Source organism: Limosilactobacillus difficilis (assembly GCF_947387495.1).
Lineage (GTDB): Bacteria > Bacillota > Bacilli > Lactobacillales > Lactobacillaceae > Limosilactobacillus > Limosilactobacillus difficilis.
This window is the reverse complement of record NZ_CANDNU010000007.1, coordinates 1-23,521: the sequence shown is the minus strand read 5'-3', so window position 1 is coordinate 23,521 and position 23,521 is coordinate 1. Positions and strand designations below refer to the sequence as shown.

Genomic DNA, 23,521 nt, shown 5'->3' with positions numbered 1-23,521 from the left:
CCAATTGATTGACGTCAATAAATTTGAAAGCATGCAAATCGGTCTGGCATCTCCAGAAAAGATCCGTCAATGGTCCTACGGTGAAGTTAGAAAGCCGGAAACCATTAACTACCGGACGCTGAAGCCAGAACGTGACGGCCTGTTTGACGAACGCATCTTTGGCCCAACCAAAGATTACGAATGTCAATGTGGGAAGTACAAGCGTGTCCGCTACAAGGGCAAGGTTTGTGAACGCTGTGGTGTTGAAGTGACGAGTTCCAAGGTTCGTCGTGAACGGATGGGCCACATTGAACTGGCCGCCCCAGTTTCTCATATTTGGTACTTCAAGGGAATTCCTAGTCGAATGGGGCTGGTTCTGGACATGAGCCCTCGTTCACTTGAAGAAGTGATCTACTTTGCTTCCTACGTTGTTCTGGATCCTGGCGACACCCCGCTGGAATACAAGCAATTACTGAGTGAAGCTGAATACCGTGACAAGAAGGCCGAATACGGCAAGCGTTTCGTTGCTGAAATGGGTGCCGAAGCGGTGCAAAAACTGCTGAAGAATGTTGACTTAAACAAGGAAGCCAACGAACTAAAAGAAGTCTTGAAAGACGCTACTGGCCAAAAACGGACCCGGGCGGTTCGTCGTTTGGATATCCTTGAAGCCTTTATCAAGTCTGGCAACAAGCCAGAATGGATGGTTATGGACGTTATCCCGGTCATGCCACCTGACCTGCGGCCGATGGTTCAGTTGGAAGGTGGCCGTTTTGCCACTTCCGACCTGAACGACCTGTACCGGCGGGTAATTAACCGGAACAACCGTCTGAAGCGCCTGTTGGAACTGCATGCTCCTGGGATCATCGTTCAAAACGAAAAGCGGATGCTGCAAGAAGCTGTTGACGCCTTGATCGATAATGGTCGTCGTGGTCGGCCAGTTGCTGGTCCAGGTAATCGTCCGCTAAAGTCCCTGTCTCACTTGCTGAAGGGTAAGCAAGGACGTTTCCGTCAGAACTTGCTGGGGAAGCGGGTTGACTACTCCGGCCGTTCCGTTATCGACGTTGGTCCATCTCTGAAGATGAATCAAATGGGGTTGCCGATTCCGATGGCTTTGGAACTGTTCAAGCCATTCATTATGCGCGAGCTTGTTAAGCGCAACCTTTCCAATAACGTTAAGGCCGCACGGCGGATGATCGACCGACGTGACGATCGGGTCTTCGACGTACTCGAAGATGTAATTAAGGAACACCCTGTTCTTCTTAACCGGGCACCTACCCTGCACCGGCTCGGGATCCAAGCCTTTGAACCGGTCTTGGTTTCCGGGAAGTCTATGCGGTTGCACCCGCTAGTATGTACGGCTTACAACGCCGACTTCGACGGGGACCAAATGGCCATTCACGTTCCGTTGTCTGATGAGGCACAAGCTGAAGCTCGTTTGCTGATGCTGGCTGCCCACCACATTCTGAGTCCTCGTGACGGGGAACCAATCGTGGCACCATCACAAGATATGGTTATCGGTAACTACTACATGACCATCGAAGACAAGGGTCGCGAAGGCGAAGGGATGATCTTCAAAGATACTGACGAAGCCTTCATGGCCTATAAGAATGGTTATGTTGCCCTGCAGACGCGGGTTGGTGTTCAGGTTTCCTCGTTCCCTGACAAGCCGTTTACTGATGAACAGCGCAATGAAATCATGGTGACGAGTGTCGGCAAGCTGATCTTTAACCGGATCATGCCAGACGATTACGCCTACATCAACGAGCCAACAGATGATAATCTGCAAAATGGGGTACCGGACAAGTACTTCCTGAAGCCAGGCGAAGACATCCATGAATATCTGGAGAATGCTCCATTAGTTCCGCCATTCAAGAAGGGCTTCCTGTCTGATATTATTGCTGAAGTCTACAAGCGTTACAAAGTGACGAAGACTTCTCAATTCCTTGACCGGATTAAGGACCTCGGTTACTACGAATCTACCATTTCTGGTTTGACTGTGGCTATTTCTGATATCACTGACTTAAAGGAAAAGCCGGAAATCATTCAGGATGCCCGGAAGAAGGTTGCGGTCATTACCAAGCAGTTCCGTCGTGGTTTGATTACCGACGACGAACGTTACGAACGGGTTATCAGTGTTTGGAACGACGCCAAGGACGAAGTTCAAAACAAGCTGATTGAACATATGGATATCCATAACCCGATCAACATGATGTCCGACTCTGGTGCTCGTGGTAACATTTCTAACTTTACTCAACTGGCCGGGATGCGTGGCCTGATGGCTGCCCCGAACGGCAAGATCATGGAACTGCCAGTGCTTTCTAACTTCCGTGAAGGTCTGTCTGTTCTGGAAATGTTCCTGTCTTCACACGGTGCTCGTAAAGGGATGACCGATACGGCTCTGAAGACCGCCAACTCAGGTTACCTGACTCGGCGGCTGGTTGATGTGGCTCAGGATGTTGTCGTTCGTGAAAAGGACTGTGGTACTGATCGTGGTCTTGATGTCACGGCTATTACCAACGGGAACGAAATGATTGAGCCACTCTATGACCGGATCCTCGGTCGTTACACGATGAAGTCCGTCTTTGATCCGCAAACCGGTGAAAAGATTTGTGGCAAGAACGTCTTGGTTGATGAAGAGATGGCCCAAAAGATCGTCGATGCTGGTGTTAAGAAGGTCACGATTCGTTCTGTCTTCACTTGCAACACCGACCACGGTGTTTGTGAACGTTGCTACGGCCGGAACGCTGCTACTGGCGATCGGGTCGAAGCTGGTGAAGCTGTCGGGACCGTTGCGGCCCAATCAATTGGTGAACCTGGTACCCAGTTGACGTTACGGAACTTCCACACCGGTGGTGTTGCCGGCAACGAAGATATCACCCAAGGGCTTCCTCGTGTGCAAGAAATTGTTGAAGCGCGAAACCCGAAAGGTCGTGCTGTGATTTCTGAAGTCACCGGGGTTGTCGAATCAATCGAAGAGAACCCGGCAGACCGGACCAAGGACATCACCATCAAGGGTGATACCGATACCCGGACTTACACTGTTCCTCTTCAAGCCCGGCTGAACGTTGCTGAAGGTGATCACATTCACCGTGGTGCCGCTATCAACATCGGTTCAACTGATCCGAAGGAATTGCTGAAGGTTAGCGATGTTCTGACGACTGAAACCTACATGCTTTCTGAAGTTCAGAAGGTTTACCGGATGCAAGGGATCGATCTGCTGGATAAGCATATCGAAATTATGATTCGGCAAATGATGCGGAAGGTTCGGGTCATGGAACCAGGTGACACTGATGTCTTGCCTGGCGAATTGATGGACATCGATCAATTCCGTGATGCTAACTACAAGACCCTGATCTCTGGTGGAATTCCGGCAACTGCACGTCCGGTTATTCTTGGGATTACTAAGGCCGCCCTGGAAACTAACAGTTTCCTGTCAGCTGCTTCATTCCAGGAAACTACTCGTGTTCTGACCGATGCTGCTATCCGCGGCAAGAATGATCCGCTAGTAGGTTTGAAGGAAAACGTCATTATTGGGAAACTGATCCCGGCTGGTACTGGGATGAGTACCTACCGGCACATTAAGCCGAAGGTTGAAGGCGCCCCAGCCGTTACCAGTAATGGCAACCCCGAAACGTTAAAGGATTTTGAAGCTAAAATGCAGGCTAAGGATCAAGACAAGTAAGGGTTAAATGATTATAGGAGCGGTGATTCGGTTGAGTCACCGCTCCTTTTCGTGTTTGGAGGAGTAATTATGGAAAAAGCGGAAGAGGCGGAACTGAAAATATCGAAATCTGCCGCCCGCCAGTTAAATATTGATACGGACACGGATTTATCAATGGTTGTCAACCACCATTCCGTCGTCGTCCACCCGGCCAAGCTGGTTGACCAGTTACCTGATGTTCGCTTGCGCTGGTTCCTAGTTCCGGCAGTGATTTTAACAATTGTATTCTTTTGCTTTTGCCAGGTTCAGCATCTACGATTGGTGCCATTAACTGGTGATCGCTCGATTGCCTTAGCATCGATGGTTTTGGGAATCATTTCAGGGACAATTGAATTTTCAGTTAGTTTTTGCTGGCAGAAGATCCGGAGCACCGGTCCCTGCAGTGATTTTTATTGGCGCAGCCTGCCACCGCTTCTACTTGCTTGCGGAATGATCTTGGCCTTTTGGTTTGTCGCTTCGTTCTGGCTGATTGGCCAAATTTTTCACGGGGCTATCTTTGACCTCTATACCTCGACGGTCTTCGTTTTCGTCATCCTGGCGAGTGTTAATTACTTGATGCTGAACCTGGCGATGACGCTCTCGCCAGGGATCGTGACCAATCTGATGACAATTATGATTATCGGCGGAGTTTTGTCCTCGATGCTGACGAACTCAAGGCGTGATTGGTGGCGTTACAATTTTAGTTTCCTAGGAACGGATAAAAATGCCGGCCACTGGCAATTCAATATTACCCTGATCTTTTCAGCCTTATTGATGATGACTTTGGTTGACTATCTCTTTATCAACCTGCGACGCCGCTATTCTGGAAAGGGTGTCTTCTTCCTGCGCCTTTTGCTATATGGGCAGGCACTTACCCTTGCGGCAATCGGCGTTTTCCCTAATAATCCGAAGTTTCATATCTTGCACGACCGGATTTCTATGTGGCTGGTTTACTTTATTTTGATTATGATTCTGTTTATTGATCGTTTGTTGCCGGAGTGTACTCCGCAATTTCGTCGTTTGTCCTATATCATGGGTGCGATTATGGCGGCAGACTATATTGTTTTCAAAACGACCCACTACTTATCATTGACGACGTTTGAGCTCCTAGCCTTTGCGCTTGTCCTATCCTGGATTTTGTTGCTCTTCCAGAATATTGAGGCACTGACGGAATATGGTGAGAACATTTTTCCACTTAAAATTGTGATCAAACGCGATTCAGAAAACGATGCAGAGAGATAAGCAAAGATATTGACGAGGACGGGAATTTCCCGGCCTCTTTTTTAATTTAAACTCAGAATGATCATCGTACCAAACGATAGCCATGGTACAAAGGGGAGGGGCTCGTTGAATGAGCGTTTGGTCAAGAGAAATTCAAGGAGAGCGCCGGCAGCGGCAATAAGAACGACCGTGGCGCTTAGTTGGAGACCACTGAATAGGAAGAGGATGGCAATGAAGAGTACATCACCCATCCCTAATGATCGACTCCAAGGACCGATGATCAGTAGCAGGGCTGTTATGAAAAGTCGCTGCCAAGGTCCTAGTAGATAGTTTGGGAAGATGGCAAAGGGGATCATGATGAGTGGAATGGCGAGAACCGGGCTGATCCAACCGTCAGCATGATCGGTGGAAGACATCGTCAGCAGGCTGGCGGCCACCCATATAATGATTAGAAACTGCCTGGCGTCTTTGTCAATATTTGCGGCAAAGAGCCATCCTGTCCAAATTTCAAAGATCGTGCTAAAGGGGTCAATGGGTTGATGACAATAGCAGCAGCGTCCTTTTTGCAGCAACCAACCGATCACTGGCAATAGTTGAACGGGCATGAGACGATGCCGACAGTGCTGACAGTGCGAATAGGGAGAGTCATTTTCAGTTCTTTTGGCGGTTCGGGTGCCGATTGTAATCCAGAAACTGGCCCAGCAGGCTCCCGCCAGAAAAGCAAATGATGGTAAAATGATGGTCATAGAAACACCTCATTAATAAATAACGGGAAAAAAGCGAGAACTGAGCTATTTTGCTAAAAAACGTTTATTGACAATGGCAACATAGCGTGATATCGTATTAAAGGTGCTTTCTTCAAGCGAAGCGTGTCTGTCGTTCGGCAGATCTGCTGAACGAGGCACTTAATGAAGACCATCCAGGCATTTTTTTATTCTCAAAAAAGAACCGCCTGGATGTGTGGACTTAAATTTTGGAAGGAGAACTTTTCATGCCAACAATTAACCAATTGGTTCGCAAAGGCCGTAAGTCACACCGCGGCAAGTCAAAGTCACCTGCTTTGGGCTTTGGTTACAACAGTTACAAGAAAGAAGCAACTCATAACCCGTCACCGCAAAAGCGTGGTGTTGCAACCCGTGTTGCTACCATGACGCCAAAGAAGCCAAACTCAGCTCTGCGGAAGTACGCTCGTGTACGTCTGTCTAACCTGATTGAAGTGACGGCTTACATTCCAGGGATTGGTCACAACCTGCAGGAACACTCAGTTGTTCTGATTCGTGGGGGCCGTGTAAAGGACTTGCCTGGTGTTCGTTACCACATCATTCGTGGGACGCTTGACACTGCCGGTGTTGAAGGCCGGATGCAAAGCCGTTCAAAGTACGGTGCTAAGAAGCCGAAGGACAAGAAGTAATAGTAGGAGGGTTAATTAATGCCACGTAAAGGACATGTTGTAAAACCAGAAGTATTACCAGACCCGATTTACAACTCAAAACTGGTAACGAGCCTGATCAACCACTTGATGATTGATGGTAAGCGTGGGACCGCTTCGAAGATCTTATACGCTGCCTTCGATCGGATTAAGGAACAAACTGGCAACGACCCAGTTGAAGTCTTCCAACAAGCAATGGACAATGTTGAACCAGTACTGGAAGTTAAGGCTCGTCGTGTTGGTGGTTCTAACTACCAGGTTCCAATCGAAGTTCGTCCAGAACGTCGAGTAACCTTGGGGATGCGTTGGATTGTGCAATACGCACGTCTCCGCGGCGAACACACGATGGTTGAGCGTTTATCCGCTGAAATTATCGATGCTTCTAACAACACCGGGGCTGCTGTTAAGAAAAAGGAAGATACTCACCGGATGGCCGACGCCAACCGTGCCTTTGCACACTACCGCTGGTAATCCGCAATTGGTTGGTCACGGCCAACCGTTGTACAAAGGGGCGGCAAGGTCAATTTCTGTCACCCCTTTTTGCAAATTAATTTTACGGAATACTCTTTATTTGGAAGGAGAACATTTTTAAGATGGCTAACAAACGTGAATATCCACTTGAAAAGACCCGTAACATCGGGATCATGGCCCACATCGATGCCGGTAAAACGACCGCCACTGAACGGATTCTTTACTACACTGGTAAGATTCACAAGATTGGTGAAACCCACGATGGTGCTTCACAAATGGACTGGATGGACGAAGAAAAGGAACGTGGTATCACGATCACGTCCGCTGCCACGACGGCCGTTTGGAAGGACCACCGGATTAACATCATTGACACTCCAGGCCACGTGGACTTCACTGTTGAAGTTGAACGTGCCCTCCGTGTTCTTGACGGTGCGATTACGGTGCTCGATGCCGAAGCCGGTGTTGAACCGCAAACCGAAACTGTATGGCGTCAAGCTGCTAACTTCGATGTTCCGCGGCTGATCTTCGCCAACAAGATGGACAAAATGGGTGCTAACTTCGATTACTCCGTTAAGACGGTTTCCGAACGTCTGAACTCCACCCCGCTGCCGATTCAAATGCCAATCGGTGCCGAAGACAACTTCCAGGGTGTTGTTGACTTGATTCGGATGAAGGCCTACGTTTACGATGAAGACAAGCTTGGTACTAACTGGGATACTGTTGACATTCCAGCTGACATGAAGGATGAAGCTGAAAAGCGTCGTAACCAGATGCTGGAAACCCTGGCTGACGTTGATGACAACATCATGGAAAAGTACCTCGGCGAAGAAGACATCTCCGTTGAAGAAATTATTGCTGCTATTCGGAAGGCAACGCTGAGCCTGAAGCTCTTCCCAATGCTTGCCGGTTCTGCTTACAAGGATAAGGGGATTCAAATGTTGTTGGATGCCGTTATCGACTTCCTGCCTTCCCCTCTTGATGTTAAGCCTTACGAAGCTACGGACCCAGATGGCAACACGGTTGAATTGATGGCTGATGACAAGAAGCCATTTGCTGCGTTGGCTTTCAAGATTGCTACTGACCCATTCGTTGGCCGTTTGACTTACATCCGGGTTTACACTGGTTCACTGCAATCCGGGACATATGTTCTGAACGCAACCAAGGACAAGCGGGAACGTGTTGGTCGTCTGCTGCAAATGCACTCTAACCAACGGAAGGAAATCCCAGAAGTCTTCTCTGGTGACATCGCCGGTTGTATCGGTCTGAAGAACACCACTACTGGTGATTCACTGACCGACCCAGATCACCCACTGCAGCTCGAATCAATGGACTTCCCTGACCCAGTTATTCAGGTTTCTGTTGAACCAAAGACCAAGGCGGACCAGGACAAGATGGACAACGCTTTGCAAAAGCTGGCTGAAGAAGACCCGACCTTCAAGGCAACGACGAACCCTGAAACTGGTGAAACTCTGATTGCCGGGATGGGTGAATTGCACTTGCAAATCATCATCGAACGGATGCGTCGTGAATTCAACGTCGAAGCAACCGTTGGTAAGCCACAGGTTTCATACCGTGAAGCCTTTACCAAGCCAGCTAAGGCTCAAGGTCGTTTCGTTCGTCAATCTGGTGGTAAAGGTCAATATGGTGACGTTTGGATCGAATTTACTCCTAACGAAGAAGGTAAGGGTTACGAATTCGAAGACGCCATTGTCGGTGGGGTTGTTCCTCGTGAATTTATCCCAGCTGTTGACCAAGGGCTGCAGGAAGCCATGAAGAATGGTGTTCTGGCTGGTTACCCAATCGTTGACCTGAAGGCCAAGCTCTACGATGGTTCTTACCACGAAGTCGACTCTAGTGAAGCTGCCTTCAAGGTTGCCGCATCACTGGCTCTGAAGAACGCTGCAGCAAAGGCTGACCCAGTTATCCTTGAACCAATTATGAAGGTTGACATCGTAGTTCCGCAGGACTACATGGGTGATGTTATGGGCCAAGTTACTGCTCGTCGTGGTTCAATCGACGGGATGGAAGAACGTGGTGGTGCACAACTGATCCACTCATTCGTTCCACTGTCAGAAATGTTTGGTTACTCAACTGCCCTGCGTTCTGCTACCCAGGGTCGCGGGACCTTCACGATGACCTTTGACCACTACGCTCCAGTACCGAAGTCTATCCAAGAAAAGATTATTAAGCAAAATGGTGGCGACAAGTAATTCGTTACTCGAATTTTGCCAGAGTCTGTACTCGTTAAAGAGTGCGGACTCTTTTTTTGTTACAAAAAAGTTACATTTTTGAAAAAGGCTAAAAAAACTTGTATTGCCGGCCTCAATCGAGTATTATGGATAAGTGCTTGAGCTTCAGAGGGGTTAATTATGCCCCCTGATTGTGTTAAGCAGTGAAGCGTTGAAGCGGAAGGTTGCGACACACCCGGCCGCTTTGCCACAGGATGTGGCGGTAATTTCCGTGGAGCTAGTCAAATTTCAAATCTGACGAAGGAGGGAACACAATGGCAAACCAAAAGATTCGTATTCGTTTAAAGGCTTATGAACACCGGATTTTGGACGAATCAGCAGATAAGATCGTTGCAACTGCTGAACGTACCGGTGCTCAGATTTCAGGCCCAATCCCGTTACCAACTGAACGCACTATTTACACGGTGCTTCGTTCACCACACAAGTTTAAGAAGTCACGGGAACAATTCGAAATGCGGACCCACAAGCGTCTGATCGACATCATTGACCCAACCCCTAAGACGGTTGATTCACTGATGAAGCTCGATCTGCCAAGTGGTGTCGACATCGAAATCAAACTTTAATTTTAGAAATCAAAAAATAACACAATATTGGAGGTGTACTCATGGCCAAAGGAATCTTAGGAAAGAAGATCGGGATGACTCAGGTATTTACTGACAATGGTGAACTGGTTCCAGTTACTGTTATCGAAGTAACGCCAAACGTTGTTATGCAGATTAAGACGGTTGAAAACGACGGTTACAACGCCGTTCAACTTGGTTTTGATGACAAGCGCGAACACCTGAGCAACAAGCCTGAACAAGGTCATGCAGCAAAAGCAAAAACGACTCCTAAGCGCTTCATCGGTGAAATCCGCGACGCTGACTTAGGAGATATCAAGGTTGGCGACGAAGTCAAAGCGGACGTCTTCGCCGAAGGGGAAACGGTTGACGTTACCGGTATCTCAAAGGGCCATGGCTACCAAGGTTTAATCCACAAGGAAAACCAGAGTCGTGGTCCTGAAACCCACGGTTCTCGTTACCACCGTCGTCCAGGTTCACTGGGTGCCATCATCAACCATGTCTTCAAGGGCATGCCAATGGCTGGCCAGATGGGCGGCAACACCGTTACGATGCAGCACCTTGAAGTTGTACGGGTTGATCTCGACAACAATGCACTGCTCATCAAGGGGAACGTTCCTGGTGCCAACAAGTCATACGTTACTGTAATGAACTCAGTTAAGGCCAACACCAAGAAGAGCCTTAGCAAACAACACAACAAGAAGTAAGAAAGGAGGAGTTAACTGATGACAAGCGTTGCATTATACAAGCAAGACGGAAGCCAAAACGGCACGGTTGATTTAAACGCCGACATCTTCGGAATTGAACCAAACGAAAACGCAATGTACGAAGCAATTATTCGCCAACGTGCCGCAATGCGCCAAGGTACTCGTGCTACGAAGAACCGTTCAGCCGTTAGCGGTGGCGGTAAGAAGCCATGGCGTCAAAAGGGTACTGGTCGTGCGCGGACTGGCTCGATTCGTGAACCACACTGGCGTGGTGGTGGGATCGTCTTTGGCCCTGTTACCAAGTCATTCAATTACCGGTTACCTCGTAAGGTTCGTCAACTGGCTGTTAAGTCAGCACTTTCCGAAAAGGTTGCCGACGAAAAGCTTGTAGCTGTTGATTCTCTGAACTTTGATGCACCAAAGACCAAGGAATTTGCACAAGCAATGGACAGCTTAAAAGCTGGCAAGAAGACGCTGGTTGTTGTTTCTGATGACGACAAGAACGCAGTATTGTCTGGCCGCAACCTGGCTGGAACTACCGTTGTTACGCCAGCTGAAATGAACATCTTGAACTTGGTTAACAGCGAAAAGATGATCATCACGAAGTCAGCTCTTTCTCAAGTAGAGGAGGTGCTCGCATAATGGATGCACGTTCAATCATTTTGCGCCCAGTTGTGACTGAAGCTTCAACTGCAGCGATGGACGACAAGCGTTACACTTTCGACGTTGCATTGAGTGCAACTAAGATCCAAATCAAGAAGGCCGTTGAAGAAATCTTCAACGTCAAGGTTGTTAAGGTCAACGTCATGAACCTTAAGGGTAAGAAGAAGCGGCAAGGCCGTTATGTTGGCTACACGAAGCGTCGCCGCAAGGCAATCGTTACCCTGTCTTCTGATTCTGACGAAATCAAGCTGTTTAACGACAACAGCGACAATAATTAATCAAATCTAAGATAGGAGGAAATTACAGTGGGAATTCGTAAATACAAAGGTACCACTAACGGTCGCCGGAACATGACTGGCTACGACTTTGACGTGATCACAAAGCATACTCCTGAAAAGTCACTGCTGGCTCCTTTGAAGCATACCGCTGGTCGGAGCAACGGTAAGATTACCGTTCGTCACCGCGGTGGTGGTACGAAGCGCCAATACCGTCTTGTTGATTTCAAGCGTAACAAGGATGGTATTCCGGCAACTGTTAAGGCAATCGAATACGATCCTAACCGGACTGCTAACATTGCTCTGCTGGTTTACGCTGATGGTACTAAGTCTTACATCCTTGCACCAAAGGGCCTCAAGCCGGGTATGAAGGTTGAATCTGGTGAAGGCGTTGATATCAAAGTTGGTAACGCCGCACCGCTGAAGGACATCCCGGTTGGGACTGTTATTCACAACATCGAACTCAAGCCTGGTAAGGGTGGTCAGTTGGCACGTTCAGCTGGTGCTTCTGCTCAATTGCTTGGTAAGGAAGACAAGTACTGCTTGGTTCGTCTTTCATCTAGTGAAGTTCGGATGATCCTTTCTTCTTGCCGCGCTACTATTGGTACTGTTGGTAACGAAGAACGTAACCTGATCCAAGTTGGTAAAGCCGGCCGGACTCGTTACAAGGGTCAACGTCCACACGTTCGTGGTTCTGTAATGAACCCTAACGATCACCCACATGGTGGTGGTGAAGGTAAGCAACCTGTTGGTCTGCCATCACCATTGTCACCATGGGGCAAAAAGACTGTTGGGAAGAAGACTCGTTCACACAAGGCTCGTTCCAACAAGTTCATTGTTCGTGGTCGCAAGCGTGGTTCACACGGCAACATTTAATTGAAATTAAAAAGCTAAGCCGAGAGGAGGTAAACAAATGGGTCGTAGTTTGAAGAAGGGACCTTTCGCAGACGCTTCACTGCTTAAAAAGGTGAAGGCTCAAGAAGGTCAAGACAAGAAGTCTGTTATCAAGACGTGGTCTCGTCGCTCCACTATTTTCCCGAGTTTCATTGGTTACACTTTTGCTGTTTATGATGGTCGTAAGCACGTGCCAGTTTACATTCAGGAAGATATGGTAGGCCACAAGCTGGGCGAATTCGTTCCAACTCGTACTTTCCACGGTCACAGTACAACTGACAAGAAGACAACTGCATAAGGAGGAAATTACTAAATGGCTGAAACAATTACTTCAGCTAAGGCAACTGCCAAGTTGGTTCGTGTTGCTCCACGTAAGGTTCGCCTTGTCGTAGATGCAATTCGCAACAAGAGTGTTGCCGAAGCATTCGCAATTCTGAAGTTTCTCCCTAACGGTGCAGCTTCGGACGTTGAAAAAGTTTTGAAATCTGCTGTTGCAAACGCTGAAAACAACTTTGACTTAGACCGGGCTTCATTGGTTGTAAGCGAAGCTTATGCTGACGAAGGACCGACGCTGAAGCGTTTCCGTCCTCGGGCAAAGGGTTCATCTTCGCCAATTAACAAGCGGACTAGTCATATTACTGTGGTTGTAACAGAAAAGTAGGAGGAATGAATAGTGGGTCAAAAGATTAATCCTAATGGTTTCCGTGTTGGGGTCATTCGCGACTGGACTGCTAAGTGGTACGCAGACAAGAACTATGCTGCTTACCTTAACGAAGACCTGCGGATCCGTAAGTACATTGAAAAGCGACTTGCTGACGCCTCTGTCTCAACCGTTGAAATCGAACGTGCCGCCAACCGCGTGAACGTTTCAATTCACACTGCCAAGCCTGGGATGGTCATTGGTAAAGGCGGTTCAGAAGTTGAAGCACTCCGTAAAAAGCTTAACCAAATGACGGGCAAGCGTGTTCACGTTAACGTTGTTGAAATTAAGAAGCCTGACCTGGATGCTCACTTGGTTGGTGCTGACGTCGCACAACAACTTGAAGCGCGGATTGCTTTCCGTCGGGCAATGCGTGGGGCTATGCAACGCGCTATGCGTGCCGGTGCTAAAGGGATCAAGATCCAAGTTGCCGGTCGTTTAAACGGTGCTGACATGTCACGGGTTGAATCATACTCTGACGGTACTGTTCCGTTGCATACTCTTCGTGCTGATATCGATTATTCATGGGATGAAGCCCGCACTACTTATGGTGCCCTGGGTATCAAGACCTGGATTTATCGTGGCGAAATTCTTCCAACGAAGAAGAATGATGATCAAAAGGGAGGCAAGTAGATATGTTAGTACCAAAGCGTGTTAAGCACCGTAAGGTTTTCCGTGGCAAGATGCGCGGTGAAGCCAAGGGCGGTAAGACCGTTGCTTTTGGTGATTACGGTCTGCAAGCCTTAGATTCTCATTGGATCAGCAACCGTCAAATCGAAGCTGGTCGTATTGCTATCACCCGTCATATGCGTCGTGGTGGCCGTGTTTGGATCAAAATTTTCCCACACCTTTCATGGACTAGTAAGGGTGTTGGTACTCGTATGGGTAACGGGAAAGGTGCTCCTGAAGGTTGGGTTGCACCAGTCAAGCGCGGTAAGATTTTATTCGAAGTAGCGGGTGTTCCTGAAGAAGTTGCCCGTGAAGCTTTGCGGCTTGCTGGTTCTAAGATGCCAGTCCGCACTAAGATCGTAAAACGTGAGGAAGTAGGTGGACAATCTCATGAAGAGTAACGACTACGTAAAAGAACTGAATGGGTTAACCACTGACCAACTGCTGGATCGTGAAAAGGATTTAAAAGAACAATTGTTTAACCTGCGCTTCCAATTAGCAACTGGTCAATTGGAAAACACCGCCAACCTGAAGACGGTACGTAAGAATATTGCTCGGGTCAAGACTGTTCTTCGTCAACAGGAAATCAACAAATAAGAATACGAAAAGGAGGATTAGCGCATGAGTGAAGAACGTAACGCACGCAAGGTATATCAAGGCCGTGTTGTTTCTGACAAGATGGACAAGACTATTACCGTTGTGATCGATACGCAAAAGAGCGCGCCTGTATATGGCAAACAGATCAAGTACTCAAAGAAGTACTACGCTCACGATGAAAACAACGAAGCTAAAGTTGGCGACACTGTTCAAATCATGGAAACTCGTCCACTTTCAGCGAAGAAGCGTTTCCGTCTCGTGAAGATCGTTAAAAAGGCCGTTATTCTGTAAAACGGACCCACAATCGTATTCTAATTTATTGATTAAGGAAGGAGGACATTAACCGTGATTCAGCAAGAAAGTCGGTTAAAGGTCGCTGATAACTCAGGTGCTCGCGAAATCTTGGTCATTAAGATCCTTGGCGGCTCCCGTGTGAAGACTGGTAACATTGGTGACGTTATTGTGGCTACTGTCAAGCAGGCCACACCAGGTGGCGTTGTCAAGAAGGGTGACGTTGTTAAGGCCGTAGTCGTTCGGACTAAGCATGGTCTGCACCGTAAGGATGGTTCTTACATTAAGTTTGATGAGAACGCTGCTGTTTTGATCAACAATGATAAGAGTCCTAAGGGCACCCGTATTTTTGGACCAATTGCTCGTGAACTGCGTGACGATGACTTCATGAAGATCATCTCACTGGCTCCTGAAGTTCTGTAAATTTGTTCACTAATTTGGAGGTGCACACTCACATGTTGTTAAAGACAGGTGACAAGGTCCGCGTCATCGCTGGTAAGGACAAGGGCAAGGAAGGTACGATCAAACAAGTACTTGCTAAGTCTAATCGCGTTGTTGTCGAGGGCGTTAACAAGATTAAAAAACACGTGAAGCCAAGTAACGGCCAACCTGGTGGAATTAAGGACGCAGATGGCCCGATTGATGCTTCAAACGTTATGATTTTAGACCCATCAACGAACGAACCAACTCGTCTTGGTGTTAAGTTTGAAGATGGCAAGAAAGTACGCTTTGCCAAGAAGTCTGGCAAGGTTCTGGACTAATCAATCAGGGAAGGAGGAAATTATTTATCATGGAAAACCGTTTAAAAGCTAAGTACGAAAATGAAGTTCGTCCTGCACTGATTGAAAAGTTCAACTATTCGTCAATCATGCAAGCACCTAAGGTTGACAAGATTGTGCTTAACATGGGTGTTGGTGATGCGACTACTAACTCTAAGAACCTGGATGAAGCCGTTTCTGAATTAACTTTGATCTCTGGTCAAAAGCCACTGGTTACGAAGGCTCACAAGTCAATTGCCGGTTTCCGTCTTCGTGAAGGAATGGCTATTGGTGCCAAGGTTACCCTTCGTGGAACTCGGATGTACGACTTCTTGGACAAGTTGATCAATGTTTCGTTGCCACGTGTTCGTGACTTCCACGGTGTTAGCAACAAGGCCTTTGATGGTCGTGGCAACTACACCCTGGGTGTTAAGGAACAATTGATCTTCCCAGAAATCAACTTCGAAAATGTCAAGCGGGTTCGTGGCTTGGACGTTGTTATTGTTACGACTGCCGAAACTGACGAGGAATCACACGAATTGTTAGCTCAACTCGGCATGCCTTTCGCACGTTAATTTAAGGAGGTTCCACAAACATTGGCTAAAAAATCATTAATTGCTAAGAGTAAGCGGCCTGCTAAGTTTAAGGTACGGGAATACACCCGTTGTGAACGCTGTGGACGTCCGCACTCAGTTTACCGTAAATTCCACTTATGCCGTCTTTGCTTACGTGAGCTGGCCCACAAGGGTGAGATTCCTGGCATGAAGAAGGCTAGCTGGTAAACAAATCACCGACAAAGGAGGAAAAACATCGATGTCAATGAGTGATCCAATTGCAGACTTTCTGACGCGGATTCGTAACGCCAACATGGCGCACCACGCTTCAGTTGAAGCACCTGCATCAAAGATGAAACGCGACATCGCCGAAACTCTCAAGGCTGAAGGTTTCGTTAGCGATGTTGAATACGTTGATGATGACAAGCAAGGCATCATTCGCGTGTTCCTGAAGTATGGTAAGAACGGTGAACGGGTTATTTCCGGACTGAAGCGGATCTCAAAGCCTGGTCTTCGTACATACGTTAAGGCAGATGCTGTTCCGAAGGTTCTGAACGGGCTGGGCATTGCCATTATTTCAACTTCTCAAGGAGTTGTTACTGACAAGGTTGCACGTGCTAAGAACATCGGCGGCGAAGTTATCGCCTACGTTTGGTAATAAATAAACGAAGATAGGAGGTGCGCAGATGAGTCGTATTGGTTACAAGGAAATTAAACTTCCAAAAGACGTTCAGGTTTCTCAATCTGGTAACGTTGTGACTGTTAAGGGCCCTAAGGGGACATTGTCACGTGAAATTTCCCCACTGATTAAGATGACGGTTGATGACGACACCGTTAAGTTTGATCGTGGCGACAGTGACGACAACCAACTTAAAATGATCCACGGTACTACTCGGGCTAACGTTAACAACATGGTTGAAGGCGTTACGAAGGGTTACACTAAGATCCTCCAACTGGTTGGTGTTGGTTACCGTGCACAGATGAAGGGTAAGACGCTGGTTCTTTCAGTTGGTTACTCTCACCCTGTTGAAATGCAGCAGCCTGATGACCTTGAAGTAAAGGTTGAAAAGGGCAACATCACTATTAGCGGTTGTGACAAGCAACACGTTGGTGACTTTGCTGCTGAAGTTCGTGCCGTTCGTGCTCCAGAACCATACAAGGGCAAGGGGATTCGTTACATGAACGAACACATCATCCGTAAGGAAGGTAAGACTGGTAAGTAGTCCGCTGACCAGTTTCGTTAAAATATTCTATTTAATAATAAGAGGTGACTGTTGTGATTCTGAAACCAGACAAGAACAAAATCCGTCAACGCCGTCACATGCGCGTTCGCGGTAAGATCTCTGGTACTGCGGAGCGCCCACGCTTAAGTGTTTACCGTTCAAACAAAAACATTTACGCTCAATTAATTGATGACGTAAAGGGTGTGACGCTCGCAAGTGCCTCAACCCAAGACAGCGAAGTAAGTGGTAAGACGAAGACTGAACAAGCAGCAAGTGTTGGTGAATTGATTGCCAAGCGTGCACAAGATGCTAAGATCAGCAACGTCGTATTTGACCGTGGTGGCTACCTTTACCATGGTCGTGTTGAAGCTCTTGCCAACGCTGCTCGTGAAAACGGACTGAAATTCTAACAGAAGGAGGAATAACCCGTAATGGCATCATCATCATACATTGATCCGTCCAAGCTGGACCTTGAAGACGAAGTCGTTTCTATCAACCGGATTACTAAGGTTGTTAAGGGTGGTCGTCGTCTGCGTTTTGCCGCATTAGTTGTCGTTGGCGACAAGCACGGTCACGTTGGCTTCGGTACTGGTAAAGCTCAAGAAGTTCCAGAAGCTATCCGTAAAGCTTCTGCAGCTGCCCAGAAGAACCTGATTGCTGTTCCAATCGTCGGAACTACGATTCCGCACGAAGTAATTGGTCACTGGGGTGGTGGCAAGATCATGTTAAAGCCAGCCGTTGAAGGTTCTGGGGTCACCGCTGGTGGCGCTGTCCGGAACGTTATGGAATTGGCTGGGATTGACGACGTTACTGCAAAGCGTCTTGGATCTAACACACCAGTTAACGTTGTTCGTGCAACGTTTGATGGCTTGAAGCAACTGAAGAGCGCTGACGAAGTTGCTGCTATCCGTGGCGTTTCAGCTGACCACTTAGCAGAATAAGGAGGACACGAATTATGGCTCAAGTTAAAGTTACTTTAGTTCATAGCGTTGCCCACCGTGAACCTCGTCAACGTGCCATTATCAAGGCACTGGGCCTGGGTCGCATTGGTAGTTCCGCTATCCTGCCGGATAACGCATCTACTCGGGGCGCTATTTTTAAGGTTGCCCACTTGCTTTCCGTTGAAGAAGTTAAGTAATCAGACCAATCAAAAAGGAGGTGCCTAGATAATGAAGTTAAATGAATTGAAACCAGCTGCTGGTTCACGTTTCAAGAAGCTGCGTAAGGGTCGTGGCCTGTCATCAGGTCATGGTTTTACCTCTGGCCGTGGTACCAAGGGGCAAAAAGCTCACGGCAAGACCCGTTTAGGTTTTGAAGGTGGCCAGATGCCATTATACCGGCAAATGCCAAAACGTGGTTTTAGTAACATCAACCGCAAGGAATACGCAATCATCAACTTGGCTGCTTTGAACCAGTTTGATGACGGTGCTGAAGTAACTCCAGCGGTTCTGATTGAAAAGGGGATCGTTAAGAACCTCAAGAGCGGTGTTAAAGTTCTTGGTAGTGGCAAGCTGACGAAGAAGCTTACTGTTAAGGCCAACAAGTTTTCTGCATCTGCAGTTTCAGCAATTGAAGCTGCTGGCGGCAAAACTGAGGTGATGTAATTGCTCACATCCATCAAAAATGCATTTAGGGTGAAGGAAATCCGTAACAAGATCCTCTTTACCCTCTTTGTGTTATTTGTTTATCGGATTGGTGCTTGGATTACTGTTCCTGGCATCAATGCTGCGGCATTGGAACAGATCTCCAATACCGGCTTGGCTTCCATCCTGAATACCTTTAGTGGTGGGGGCTTGGAAAATTACTCACTGTTTGCGATGGGGGTTTCGCCATATATCACCGCGCAAATTGTTGTCCAGTTGCTCCAGATGGACATCGTTCCGAAGTTCGTTGAATGGAGCAAGCAGGGGGAAGTTGGCCGGCAAAAATTGAATCAAGCAACGCGTTGGTTGACTATTGTCCTCGGTTTTATCCAATCGATAGGGATCACTGCCGGCTTTAACGCTTTGAGTTCAATCAAACTGGTGAACAATCCCAATGTCATGACCTATTTGACAATTGGTTTGATTTTGACGGCGGGGACAATGTTTGCTACTTGGCTTGGAGACATGATTACCGAACGAGGTGTTGGTAATGGGGTTTCCATGCTGATTTTCGCCGGGATTGTTGCTCAAATTCCGACGGGCTTGCGGCAAATGTGGAATGATCAAATTACTGGCGAATCGGGTAACCAGCTATGGCTTGGTATTGGTTTCGTTGCGCTGGTTATTATTGCCTTACTATTAATCGTCCAGTTTGTTACTTACTTCCAGCAAGCTGAACGGCGTCTGCGAATTCAATACACTCGGCGGACGACGACTGCCCCGTCAAGCAGTTACTTGCCACTGAAGATTAACGTTTCTGGTGTTATTCCAGTTATCTTTGCTGGTTCATTCATTTCCACACCACAAACTATTTTGATGGCTTTTCAACAATCCCACGGTAGTGATACTTGGTATCAGGTTCTGACAACTATTTTTAATATGCAGTCCGGACCGGGGGTTGCGTTGTATACCTTCTTGATTGTTGTCTTCACCTTCTTCTACGCTTTTGTTCAGGTCAATCCTGAAAAGTTAGCGGAAAATCTGCAGAAGCAAGGAAGCTACATCACGGGTATTTGGCCGGGAAAAGGCACGCAAAGTTACGTTTCCGCATTATTAATGCGTCTGAGTACGGTTGGTTCACTTTTCCTTGGTTTGATTTCTTTGATTCCGTTAATTGCCAGCATGGTTTGGAACTTGAGCCAATCAATTGGTTTAGGTGGGACGAGCCTTCTGATCATTGTTCAAATTGCTTTGGATGTTGATCGTCAGATTAACGGATTAACGATGAAGCGTGAGTACATTGGTTTTATCCATGACGATCAATCACCAGAAGCATATGAATAAATAGGAGGAATCGAAAATGAGTTCGATGAATCTCGTCTTAATGGGTCTGCCTGGTGCAGGCAAAGGCACACAAGCTGAACGAATTATTAAGGAATTTCATATCCCGCATATTTCAACCGGGGATATCTTCCGGGCAGCTATTAAAAACCAGACTGAAATGGGGAAGAAAGCTAAGTCCTATATTGATGCTGGGAATCTGGTTCCAGATGAAGTCACTAATGGTATCGTTCAGGAACGTCTTAGCAAAGATGATGTTAAGGATGGCTTCATGCTTGACGGTTTTCCGCGCAATCTGGTTCAGGCTGAGGCTTTAAACAAGATGCTTGCTGATACTGATCGCAAACTTGATGCTGTGATCAACATTCACGTCAGTCCGGATGTTCTGGTGGATCGTTTAAGTGCCCGCTTTATTTGCAAGAACTGCGGTGCAACTTACAACAAGCTTTACAGGAAGCCAAAGGTTGAAGGAACTTGTGACAATTGTGGTGGTCATGAATTCTACCAACGTGACGATGACAAACCTGAGACGGTTAAGAACCGGTTGGATGTGAATATTAAATTGAACACACCCCTTGTTGACTTTTACAAAAAACAGGGTGTGCTGCACAACATCAACGGTGAGCAAGATATCGACAAGGTTTATGCCGATGTCCGCCAGGTTCTTACAAGTCTTCAGTAGGACGCTTGCGTAAATGATATTTATATGGTATCATTTCAAAGGTTTTGTCTAGCTAGCAGTGGAAAGTTGCGTGCTTTCCACCGCTTTTAACGTAGTCAGACAAAGGCAAGGAGGAACCATTTAGTGGCAAAAGCGGATGTAATTGAAGTTGAGGGTAAGGTTGTTGAAACTCTGCCTAATGCAATGTTTAAAGTTGAACTGGAAAACGGCGTGCAGGTTCTGGCCCACGTTTCCGGCAAGATCCGGATGCACTACATCAAGATTTTGCCTGGTGACCGTGTAAGGTTGGAAATGTCTCCGTATGATCTGACCAAGGGCCGGATTACTTTCCGCTTCAAATAAACATAGAATTTGAATTTTTGGAGGATTTGAAATGAAAGTAAGACCATCAGTCAAACGCATGTGCGAACATTGCCGGATTGTTAAGCGTCACGGCAAGGTTATGGTTATTTGCCCAGCTAACCCAAAGCATAAGCAACGTCAGGGCAAGTAGTTTATCTTATATTTGGAGGTGAAATAAATGGCTCGTATCGCAGGTGTCGATTTACCTCGTGAAAAACGTATCGTAATCGGCTTAACTTACATTTTTGGCATTGGTAACTCCACTGCTAAAAAGATTCTGAAGGACGCAGGCGTTTCTGAAGACGTTCGTGTCAAGGATCTGACTCCTGATCAAGAAGATAAGATTCGTGTTCAAGTGGACCAACTCGAAGTCGAAGGGGACCTTCGTCGTGAGATTTCAATGAACATCAAGCGTCTTCAAGAAATCGGTTCATACCGTGGCATGCGTCACCGTCGTGGTCTGCCTGTTCGTGGTCAACACACCAAGAACAACGCCCGGACTCGTAAAGGTAAGGCTGTTGCCATTGCCGGCAAGAAGATTTCGAACGCTAAGAAGTAATCAATTTTCAAAGGAGGTAAGTTAGTTTTATGGCAACCAAAAAAACTACGCGTAAGCGTCGTGCAAAGAAGAACGTTGAAACTGGTGTTGCGCACATTCACTCAACGTTTAACAACACCCTGGTTATGATCACTGATGTACAGGGTAATGCTGTTGCTTGGTCTTCTGCTGGTGTCTTGGGCTTCAAGGGTTCACGTAAGTCAACTCCTTTTGCTGCTCAGATGTGCTCAGAAGCTGCTGCTAAGCAAGCAATGGAACACGGAATGAAGACGGTTGAAGTTGAAGTTAAGGGTCCTGGTTCTGGTCGTGAATCAGCTATTCGTGCACTTCAGGCAACTGGTCTTGAAGTTACTGCTATCCGTGATGTAACTCCTGTTCCTCATAACGGTTCTCGTCCGCCAAAGCGTCGTCGTGTTTAATCTGCAATATCGGCGGAAGGACGTTTTCAGCCGAAAGTTGCATTTGATAAATACGTACCGCGTTTTGAAAGGGGTAAAACGGTAGAATGATCGAATTTGAAAAACCAAACATTCAAAAAGTTGAGGAGACCGGCAACTACGGCAAATTTGTCGTAGAGCCACTGGAACGTGGCTATGGGACGACACTGGGCAACTCCCTGCGTCGGGTTATGCTGGCTTCGATGCCTGGTGCAGCTATCACTAGTATTCAGATTGATGGCGTACTGCATGAGTTCAGCACTGTGGAAGGCGTTACAGAAGACGTTACCCAAATCATTCTTAATCTGAAGAAGGTTTCTTTGAAGATTGATAGTGATGACGTTAAGAACCTTGATCTCGATGTTAAGGGACCTGCTGATGTCACGGCTGCTGATATTCAAGGTGACGGTGACGTTACTGTTATGAACCCCGACTTGCATATCGCAACCGTTGCTGACGGCGCTGAATTACATATTCAGATGACTGCCGACAAGGGTCGTGGTTATATTTCTGCTGCTGACAACAAAGCCCGGATGGATGGCCTGGCAATTGGTGTACTACCGATTGATTCCATCTACACCCCAATTGAACGTGTTAACTACACGGTGGAAAATACTCGTGTTGGTCAACGCAACGACTATGACAAACTTACGCTCGATATTTGGACTGATGGTTCATTGACGCCGACTGAAGCTGTCAGCTTGGCTGCTAAGATCCTGACTGAACACTTGTCAATGTTTGTTAACTTGACTGAAGAAGCACAAAACGCTCAAGTAATGGTTGAGAAGGAAGAAACGCACAAAGAGAAGATGCTCGACAAGACCATTGAAGAGTTGGACCTCTCTGTTCGTTCATACAACTGCTTGAAGCGTGCGGGCATTGAAACAGTTAAGGACCTTACAGAACGGACCGAAAGCGATATGATGAAGGTTCGGAACCTTGGTCAGAAGTCGCTGGAAGAAATCAAATTGAAGTTAGCTGACCTCGGCGTTTCATTCCGTCAAGGTGATTAATCATAACGAAAAAAGGGAGGGAACATATTCATGAGTTATCGTAAATTGCAACGTACCAGTTCTCAACGGAAGGCTTTATTGCGTGATTTGACAACTGAACTGATTCTGCACGGCAGCATTAACACGACTGTGGCTCGTGCAAAGGAAGTTCGCAAGACAATGGACAAGATGGTTACTCTTGCTAAGAAGGGTGATTTGTCTGCTCGTCGTCAAGCTGCTAAGATCGTTCGCGACGCTGTTGCTGACGTTAAGGAAGACGGTGCTAACGTCACTGTTCAAACTGCTTTGCAAAAACTGTTTGATGAAATTGGTCCTAAGTACAAGGACCGTAACGGTGGCTACACTCGTATGTACAAGGTAATGCCTCGTCGTGGCGATGGTGCACCAATGGTTCAACTTTCACTGGTTGACTAATTGCTTTTTAGTTAAATACGTAATAAAGAATCACTGCAATCTGTGGTATAGAGCGTTATGATGGTGGGTCAATCCCTAGTCTAACTCGAAGGCGGTTCGCCGCGCGCCCTGGTTGTAAGTGGTTTTTTTATACTGAGAATTTACAATTCAAGTGCAACATAAATTAAAAAAATAACCCATAACGGGTAGAATTAGTTTAATAACCAAATC

General features: G+C 47.1%; 35 protein-coding genes. 34 read left to right on the top strand and 1 reads right to left on the bottom strand.

The window, feature by feature from the left end; genetic code table 11:
* The first annotated feature begins 4 nt into the window (after positions 1-4).
* Entirely contained in the window at positions 5-3,661 is a 3,657-nt protein-coding gene (rpoC, locus tag QOR82_RS02450) for a DNA-directed RNA polymerase subunit beta' (protein WP_283583187.1), read from the top strand.
* Positions 3,662-3,730: 69 nt separating this feature from the next.
* A complete protein-coding gene (locus tag QOR82_RS02445; RefSeq protein WP_283583186.1) occupies positions 3,731-4,921 on the top strand; it encodes a DUF998 domain-containing protein in 1,191 nt (396 codons plus the stop codon).
* A 41-nt stretch (positions 4,922-4,962) separates the two neighbouring features.
* Here QOR82_RS02445 and QOR82_RS02440 read toward each other — a convergent pair whose 3' ends face one another.
* Entirely contained in the window at positions 4,963-5,646 is a 684-nt protein-coding gene (locus QOR82_RS02440; protein ID WP_283583185.1) for a prepilin peptidase, read from the bottom strand.
* A 245-nt stretch (positions 5,647-5,891) separates the two neighbouring features.
* Between QOR82_RS02440 and rpsL the strand changes: the two genes are divergently transcribed.
* The 32 genes from rpsL to rplQ all read left to right on the top strand — a co-directional run bounded on the left by rpsL (position 5,892) and on the right by rplQ (position 23,311).
* Entirely contained in the window at positions 5,892-6,311 is a 420-nt protein-coding gene (gene rpsL, locus QOR82_RS02435; RefSeq protein ID WP_283583184.1) for a 30S ribosomal protein S12, read from the top strand.
* An 18-nt stretch (positions 6,312-6,329) separates the two neighbouring features.
* A complete protein-coding gene (rpsG, locus tag QOR82_RS02430; protein ID WP_283583183.1) occupies positions 6,330-6,800 on the top strand; it encodes a 30S ribosomal protein S7 in 471 nt (156 codons plus the stop codon).
* Between the two features lie 122 nt (positions 6,801-6,922).
* Positions 6,923-9,010 carry an elongation factor G gene (gene fusA, locus QOR82_RS02425; RefSeq protein WP_283583182.1) on the top strand — a complete coding sequence of 696 codons (2,088 nt, stop codon included), beginning with the start codon at positions 6,923-6,925 and terminating at the stop codon, positions 9,008-9,010.
* 293 nt (positions 9,011-9,303) lie between these two features.
* Positions 9,304-9,612, top strand: a complete 309-nt coding sequence (gene rpsJ, locus QOR82_RS02420; RefSeq protein WP_283583181.1) for a 30S ribosomal protein S10 — start codon at positions 9,304-9,306, stop codon at positions 9,610-9,612.
* A 41-nt stretch (positions 9,613-9,653) separates the two neighbouring features.
* Positions 9,654-10,316, top strand: coding sequence for a 50S ribosomal protein L3 (rplC, locus tag QOR82_RS02415; RefSeq protein WP_283583180.1), 663 nt, complete (start codon positions 9,654-9,656; stop codon positions 10,314-10,316).
* 18 nt (positions 10,317-10,334) lie between these two features.
* Positions 10,335-10,958 (top strand): 50S ribosomal protein L4, encoded by a 624-nt coding sequence (gene rplD / locus QOR82_RS02410; RefSeq protein ID WP_283583179.1) that lies wholly within the window; start codon positions 10,335-10,337, stop codon positions 10,956-10,958.
* Positions 10,958-11,257, top strand: a complete 300-nt coding sequence (gene rplW, locus QOR82_RS02405; RefSeq protein WP_283583178.1) for a 50S ribosomal protein L23 — start codon at positions 10,958-10,960, stop codon at positions 11,255-11,257. The genes rplD and rplW overlap by 1 nt, the downstream gene beginning before the upstream one ends.
* A gap of 27 nt (positions 11,258-11,284) precedes the next feature.
* A complete protein-coding gene (gene rplB / locus QOR82_RS02400) occupies positions 11,285-12,130 on the top strand; it encodes a 50S ribosomal protein L2 (RefSeq protein ID WP_283583177.1) in 846 nt (281 codons plus the stop codon).
* 37 nt (positions 12,131-12,167) lie between these two features.
* On the top strand, positions 12,168-12,446 hold the full coding sequence (rpsS, locus tag QOR82_RS02395) for a 30S ribosomal protein S19 (protein ID WP_283583176.1): 279 nt from the start codon (positions 12,168-12,170) through the stop codon (positions 12,444-12,446).
* A gap of 15 nt (positions 12,447-12,461) precedes the next feature.
* Positions 12,462-12,809 (top strand): 50S ribosomal protein L22, encoded by a 348-nt coding sequence (gene rplV, locus QOR82_RS02390; protein ID WP_283583175.1) that lies wholly within the window; start codon positions 12,462-12,464, stop codon positions 12,807-12,809.
* Between the two features lie 12 nt (positions 12,810-12,821).
* A complete protein-coding gene (rpsC, locus tag QOR82_RS02385) occupies positions 12,822-13,481 on the top strand; it encodes a 30S ribosomal protein S3 (RefSeq protein WP_283583174.1) in 660 nt (219 codons plus the stop codon).
* Between the two features lie 2 nt (positions 13,482-13,483).
* Entirely contained in the window at positions 13,484-13,918 is a 435-nt protein-coding gene (gene rplP, locus QOR82_RS02380) for a 50S ribosomal protein L16 (RefSeq protein WP_283583173.1), read from the top strand.
* A complete protein-coding gene (rpmC, locus tag QOR82_RS02375) occupies positions 13,908-14,114 on the top strand; it encodes a 50S ribosomal protein L29 (RefSeq protein WP_283583172.1) in 207 nt (68 codons plus the stop codon). The genes rplP and rpmC overlap by 11 nt, the downstream gene beginning before the upstream one ends.
* Positions 14,115-14,138: 24 nt before the next feature.
* A complete protein-coding gene (gene rpsQ, locus QOR82_RS02370; RefSeq protein ID WP_283583171.1) occupies positions 14,139-14,405 on the top strand; it encodes a 30S ribosomal protein S17 in 267 nt (88 codons plus the stop codon).
* A 54-nt stretch (positions 14,406-14,459) separates the two neighbouring features.
* Positions 14,460-14,828 carry a 50S ribosomal protein L14 gene (rplN, locus tag QOR82_RS02365; RefSeq protein ID WP_283583170.1) on the top strand — a complete coding sequence of 123 codons (369 nt, stop codon included), beginning with the start codon at positions 14,460-14,462 and terminating at the stop codon, positions 14,826-14,828.
* 32 nt (positions 14,829-14,860) lie between these two features.
* Positions 14,861-15,166, top strand: coding sequence for a 50S ribosomal protein L24 (rplX, locus tag QOR82_RS02360; protein ID WP_283583169.1), 306 nt, complete (start codon positions 14,861-14,863; stop codon positions 15,164-15,166).
* 29 nt (positions 15,167-15,195) lie between these two features.
* The gene (gene rplE, locus QOR82_RS02355) at positions 15,196-15,738 is read left to right on the top strand and encodes a 50S ribosomal protein L5 (RefSeq protein ID WP_283583168.1); all 543 of its coding nucleotides are present in this window, start codon (positions 15,196-15,198) and stop codon (positions 15,736-15,738) included.
* A 21-nt stretch (positions 15,739-15,759) separates the two neighbouring features.
* On the top strand, positions 15,760-15,945 hold the full coding sequence (locus QOR82_RS02350) for a type Z 30S ribosomal protein S14 (protein ID WP_283583167.1): 186 nt from the start codon (positions 15,760-15,762) through the stop codon (positions 15,943-15,945).
* A 31-nt stretch (positions 15,946-15,976) separates the two neighbouring features.
* On the top strand, positions 15,977-16,375 hold the full coding sequence (gene rpsH, locus QOR82_RS02345) for a 30S ribosomal protein S8 (RefSeq protein WP_283583166.1): 399 nt from the start codon (positions 15,977-15,979) through the stop codon (positions 16,373-16,375).
* 28 nt (positions 16,376-16,403) lie between these two features.
* Complete coding sequence (rplF, locus tag QOR82_RS02340; RefSeq protein ID WP_283583165.1) at positions 16,404-16,940, top strand: 50S ribosomal protein L6; 537 nt, start codon at positions 16,404-16,406, stop codon at positions 16,938-16,940.
* A 53-nt stretch (positions 16,941-16,993) separates the two neighbouring features.
* A complete protein-coding gene (rplR, locus tag QOR82_RS02335; RefSeq protein WP_283583164.1) occupies positions 16,994-17,350 on the top strand; it encodes a 50S ribosomal protein L18 in 357 nt (118 codons plus the stop codon).
* A 21-nt stretch (positions 17,351-17,371) separates the two neighbouring features.
* Positions 17,372-17,881, top strand: coding sequence for a 30S ribosomal protein S5 (rpsE, locus tag QOR82_RS02330; RefSeq protein WP_283583163.1), 510 nt, complete (start codon positions 17,372-17,374; stop codon positions 17,879-17,881).
* A 14-nt stretch (positions 17,882-17,895) separates the two neighbouring features.
* A complete protein-coding gene (rpmD, locus tag QOR82_RS02325) occupies positions 17,896-18,078 on the top strand; it encodes a 50S ribosomal protein L30 (protein ID WP_283583162.1) in 183 nt (60 codons plus the stop codon).
* Positions 18,079-18,109: 31 nt separating this feature from the next.
* Entirely contained in the window at positions 18,110-18,544 is a 435-nt protein-coding gene (gene rplO, locus QOR82_RS02320; protein WP_283583161.1) for a 50S ribosomal protein L15, read from the top strand.
* Entirely contained in the window at positions 18,545-19,867 is a 1,323-nt protein-coding gene (gene secY, locus QOR82_RS02315; protein ID WP_283583160.1) for a preprotein translocase subunit SecY, read from the top strand.
* 25 nt (positions 19,868-19,892) lie between these two features.
* On the top strand, positions 19,893-20,546 hold the full coding sequence (locus QOR82_RS02310; protein ID WP_283583217.1) for an adenylate kinase: 654 nt from the start codon (positions 19,893-19,895) through the stop codon (positions 20,544-20,546).
* Positions 20,547-20,669: 123 nt separating this feature from the next.
* The gene (gene infA / locus QOR82_RS02305) at positions 20,670-20,888 is read left to right on the top strand and encodes a translation initiation factor IF-1 (RefSeq protein WP_283583159.1); all 219 of its coding nucleotides are present in this window, start codon (positions 20,670-20,672) and stop codon (positions 20,886-20,888) included.
* 31 nt (positions 20,889-20,919) lie between these two features.
* On the top strand, positions 20,920-21,039 hold the full coding sequence (gene rpmJ, locus QOR82_RS02300; RefSeq protein ID WP_283583158.1) for a 50S ribosomal protein L36: 120 nt from the start codon (positions 20,920-20,922) through the stop codon (positions 21,037-21,039).
* Positions 21,040-21,066: 27 nt separating this feature from the next.
* Positions 21,067-21,447 carry a 30S ribosomal protein S13 gene (gene rpsM, locus QOR82_RS02295; RefSeq protein WP_283583157.1) on the top strand — a complete coding sequence of 127 codons (381 nt, stop codon included), beginning with the start codon at positions 21,067-21,069 and terminating at the stop codon, positions 21,445-21,447.
* Positions 21,448-21,476: 29 nt separating this feature from the next.
* The gene (gene rpsK / locus QOR82_RS02290) at positions 21,477-21,866 is read left to right on the top strand and encodes a 30S ribosomal protein S11 (RefSeq protein ID WP_283583156.1); all 390 of its coding nucleotides are present in this window, start codon (positions 21,477-21,479) and stop codon (positions 21,864-21,866) included.
* Positions 21,867-21,952: 86 nt separating this feature from the next.
* Entirely contained in the window at positions 21,953-22,897 is a 945-nt protein-coding gene (locus QOR82_RS02285; RefSeq protein WP_283583155.1) for a DNA-directed RNA polymerase subunit alpha, read from the top strand.
* 30 nt (positions 22,898-22,927) lie between these two features.
* On the top strand, positions 22,928-23,311 hold the full coding sequence (rplQ, locus tag QOR82_RS02280; protein ID WP_283583154.1) for a 50S ribosomal protein L17: 384 nt from the start codon (positions 22,928-22,930) through the stop codon (positions 23,309-23,311).
* The last annotated feature ends 210 nt before the right edge of the window (positions 23,312-23,521 follow it).

Excerpts from the sequence above, each read along its gene's own strand:
- rpsJ (WP_283583181.1), top strand. The coding sequence starts at position 9,304 with ATGGCAAACCAAAAGATTCGTATTCGTTTAAAGGCTTATGAACACCGG.
- rplF (WP_283583165.1), top strand. The coding sequence starts at position 16,404 with ATGAGTCGTATTGGTTACAAGGAAATTAAACTTCCAAAAGACGTTCAG.
- rpsL (WP_283583184.1), top strand. The coding sequence starts at position 5,892 with ATGCCAACAATTAACCAATTGGTTCGCAAAGGCCGTAAGTCACACCGC.
- rplQ (WP_283583154.1), top strand. The coding sequence starts at position 22,928 with ATGAGTTATCGTAAATTGCAACGTACCAGTTCTCAACGGAAGGCTTTA.
- rpsM (WP_283583157.1), top strand. The coding sequence starts at position 21,067 with ATGGCTCGTATCGCAGGTGTCGATTTACCTCGTGAAAAACGTATCGTA.
- rplV (WP_283583175.1), top strand. The coding sequence starts at position 12,462 with ATGGCTGAAACAATTACTTCAGCTAAGGCAACTGCCAAGTTGGTTCGT.
- QOR82_RS02440 (WP_283583185.1), bottom strand. The coding sequence starts at position 5,646 with ATGACCATCATTTTACCATCATTTGCTTTTCTGGCGGGAGCCTGCTGG.
- rpmC (WP_283583172.1), top strand. The coding sequence starts at position 13,908 with ATGAAGAGTAACGACTACGTAAAAGAACTGAATGGGTTAACCACTGAC.
- rpmJ (WP_283583158.1), top strand. The coding sequence starts at position 20,920 with ATGAAAGTAAGACCATCAGTCAAACGCATGTGCGAACATTGCCGGATT.
- rplX (WP_283583169.1), top strand. The coding sequence starts at position 14,861 with ATGTTGTTAAAGACAGGTGACAAGGTCCGCGTCATCGCTGGTAAGGAC.
- rplP (WP_283583173.1), top strand. The coding sequence starts at position 13,484 with ATGTTAGTACCAAAGCGTGTTAAGCACCGTAAGGTTTTCCGTGGCAAG.
- rplO (WP_283583161.1), top strand. The coding sequence starts at position 18,110 with ATGAAGTTAAATGAATTGAAACCAGCTGCTGGTTCACGTTTCAAGAAG.
- rplD (WP_283583179.1), top strand. The coding sequence starts at position 10,335 with ATGACAAGCGTTGCATTATACAAGCAAGACGGAAGCCAAAACGGCACG.
- rplC (WP_283583180.1), top strand. The coding sequence starts at position 9,654 with ATGGCCAAAGGAATCTTAGGAAAGAAGATCGGGATGACTCAGGTATTT.
- QOR82_RS02310 (WP_283583217.1), top strand. The coding sequence starts at position 19,893 with ATGAATCTCGTCTTAATGGGTCTGCCTGGTGCAGGCAAAGGCACACAA.
- rpsH (WP_283583166.1), top strand. The coding sequence starts at position 15,977 with ATGTCAATGAGTGATCCAATTGCAGACTTTCTGACGCGGATTCGTAAC.
- rpsE (WP_283583163.1), top strand. The coding sequence starts at position 17,372 with ATGGCATCATCATCATACATTGATCCGTCCAAGCTGGACCTTGAAGAC.
- QOR82_RS02285 (WP_283583155.1), top strand. The coding sequence starts at position 21,953 with ATGATCGAATTTGAAAAACCAAACATTCAAAAAGTTGAGGAGACCGGC.
- rpsQ (WP_283583171.1), top strand. The coding sequence starts at position 14,139 with ATGAGTGAAGAACGTAACGCACGCAAGGTATATCAAGGCCGTGTTGTT.
- rpsK (WP_283583156.1), top strand. The coding sequence starts at position 21,477 with ATGGCAACCAAAAAAACTACGCGTAAGCGTCGTGCAAAGAAGAACGTT.
- QOR82_RS02445 (WP_283583186.1), top strand. The coding sequence starts at position 3,731 with ATGGAAAAAGCGGAAGAGGCGGAACTGAAAATATCGAAATCTGCCGCC.
- rplW (WP_283583178.1), top strand. The coding sequence starts at position 10,958 with ATGGATGCACGTTCAATCATTTTGCGCCCAGTTGTGACTGAAGCTTCA.
- rpsS (WP_283583176.1), top strand. The coding sequence starts at position 12,168 with ATGGGTCGTAGTTTGAAGAAGGGACCTTTCGCAGACGCTTCACTGCTT.
- rpmD (WP_283583162.1), top strand. The coding sequence starts at position 17,896 with ATGGCTCAAGTTAAAGTTACTTTAGTTCATAGCGTTGCCCACCGTGAA.
- rplE (WP_283583168.1), top strand. The coding sequence starts at position 15,196 with ATGGAAAACCGTTTAAAAGCTAAGTACGAAAATGAAGTTCGTCCTGCA.
- rpsG (WP_283583183.1), top strand. The coding sequence starts at position 6,330 with ATGCCACGTAAAGGACATGTTGTAAAACCAGAAGTATTACCAGACCCG.
- fusA (WP_283583182.1), top strand. The coding sequence starts at position 6,923 with ATGGCTAACAAACGTGAATATCCACTTGAAAAGACCCGTAACATCGGG.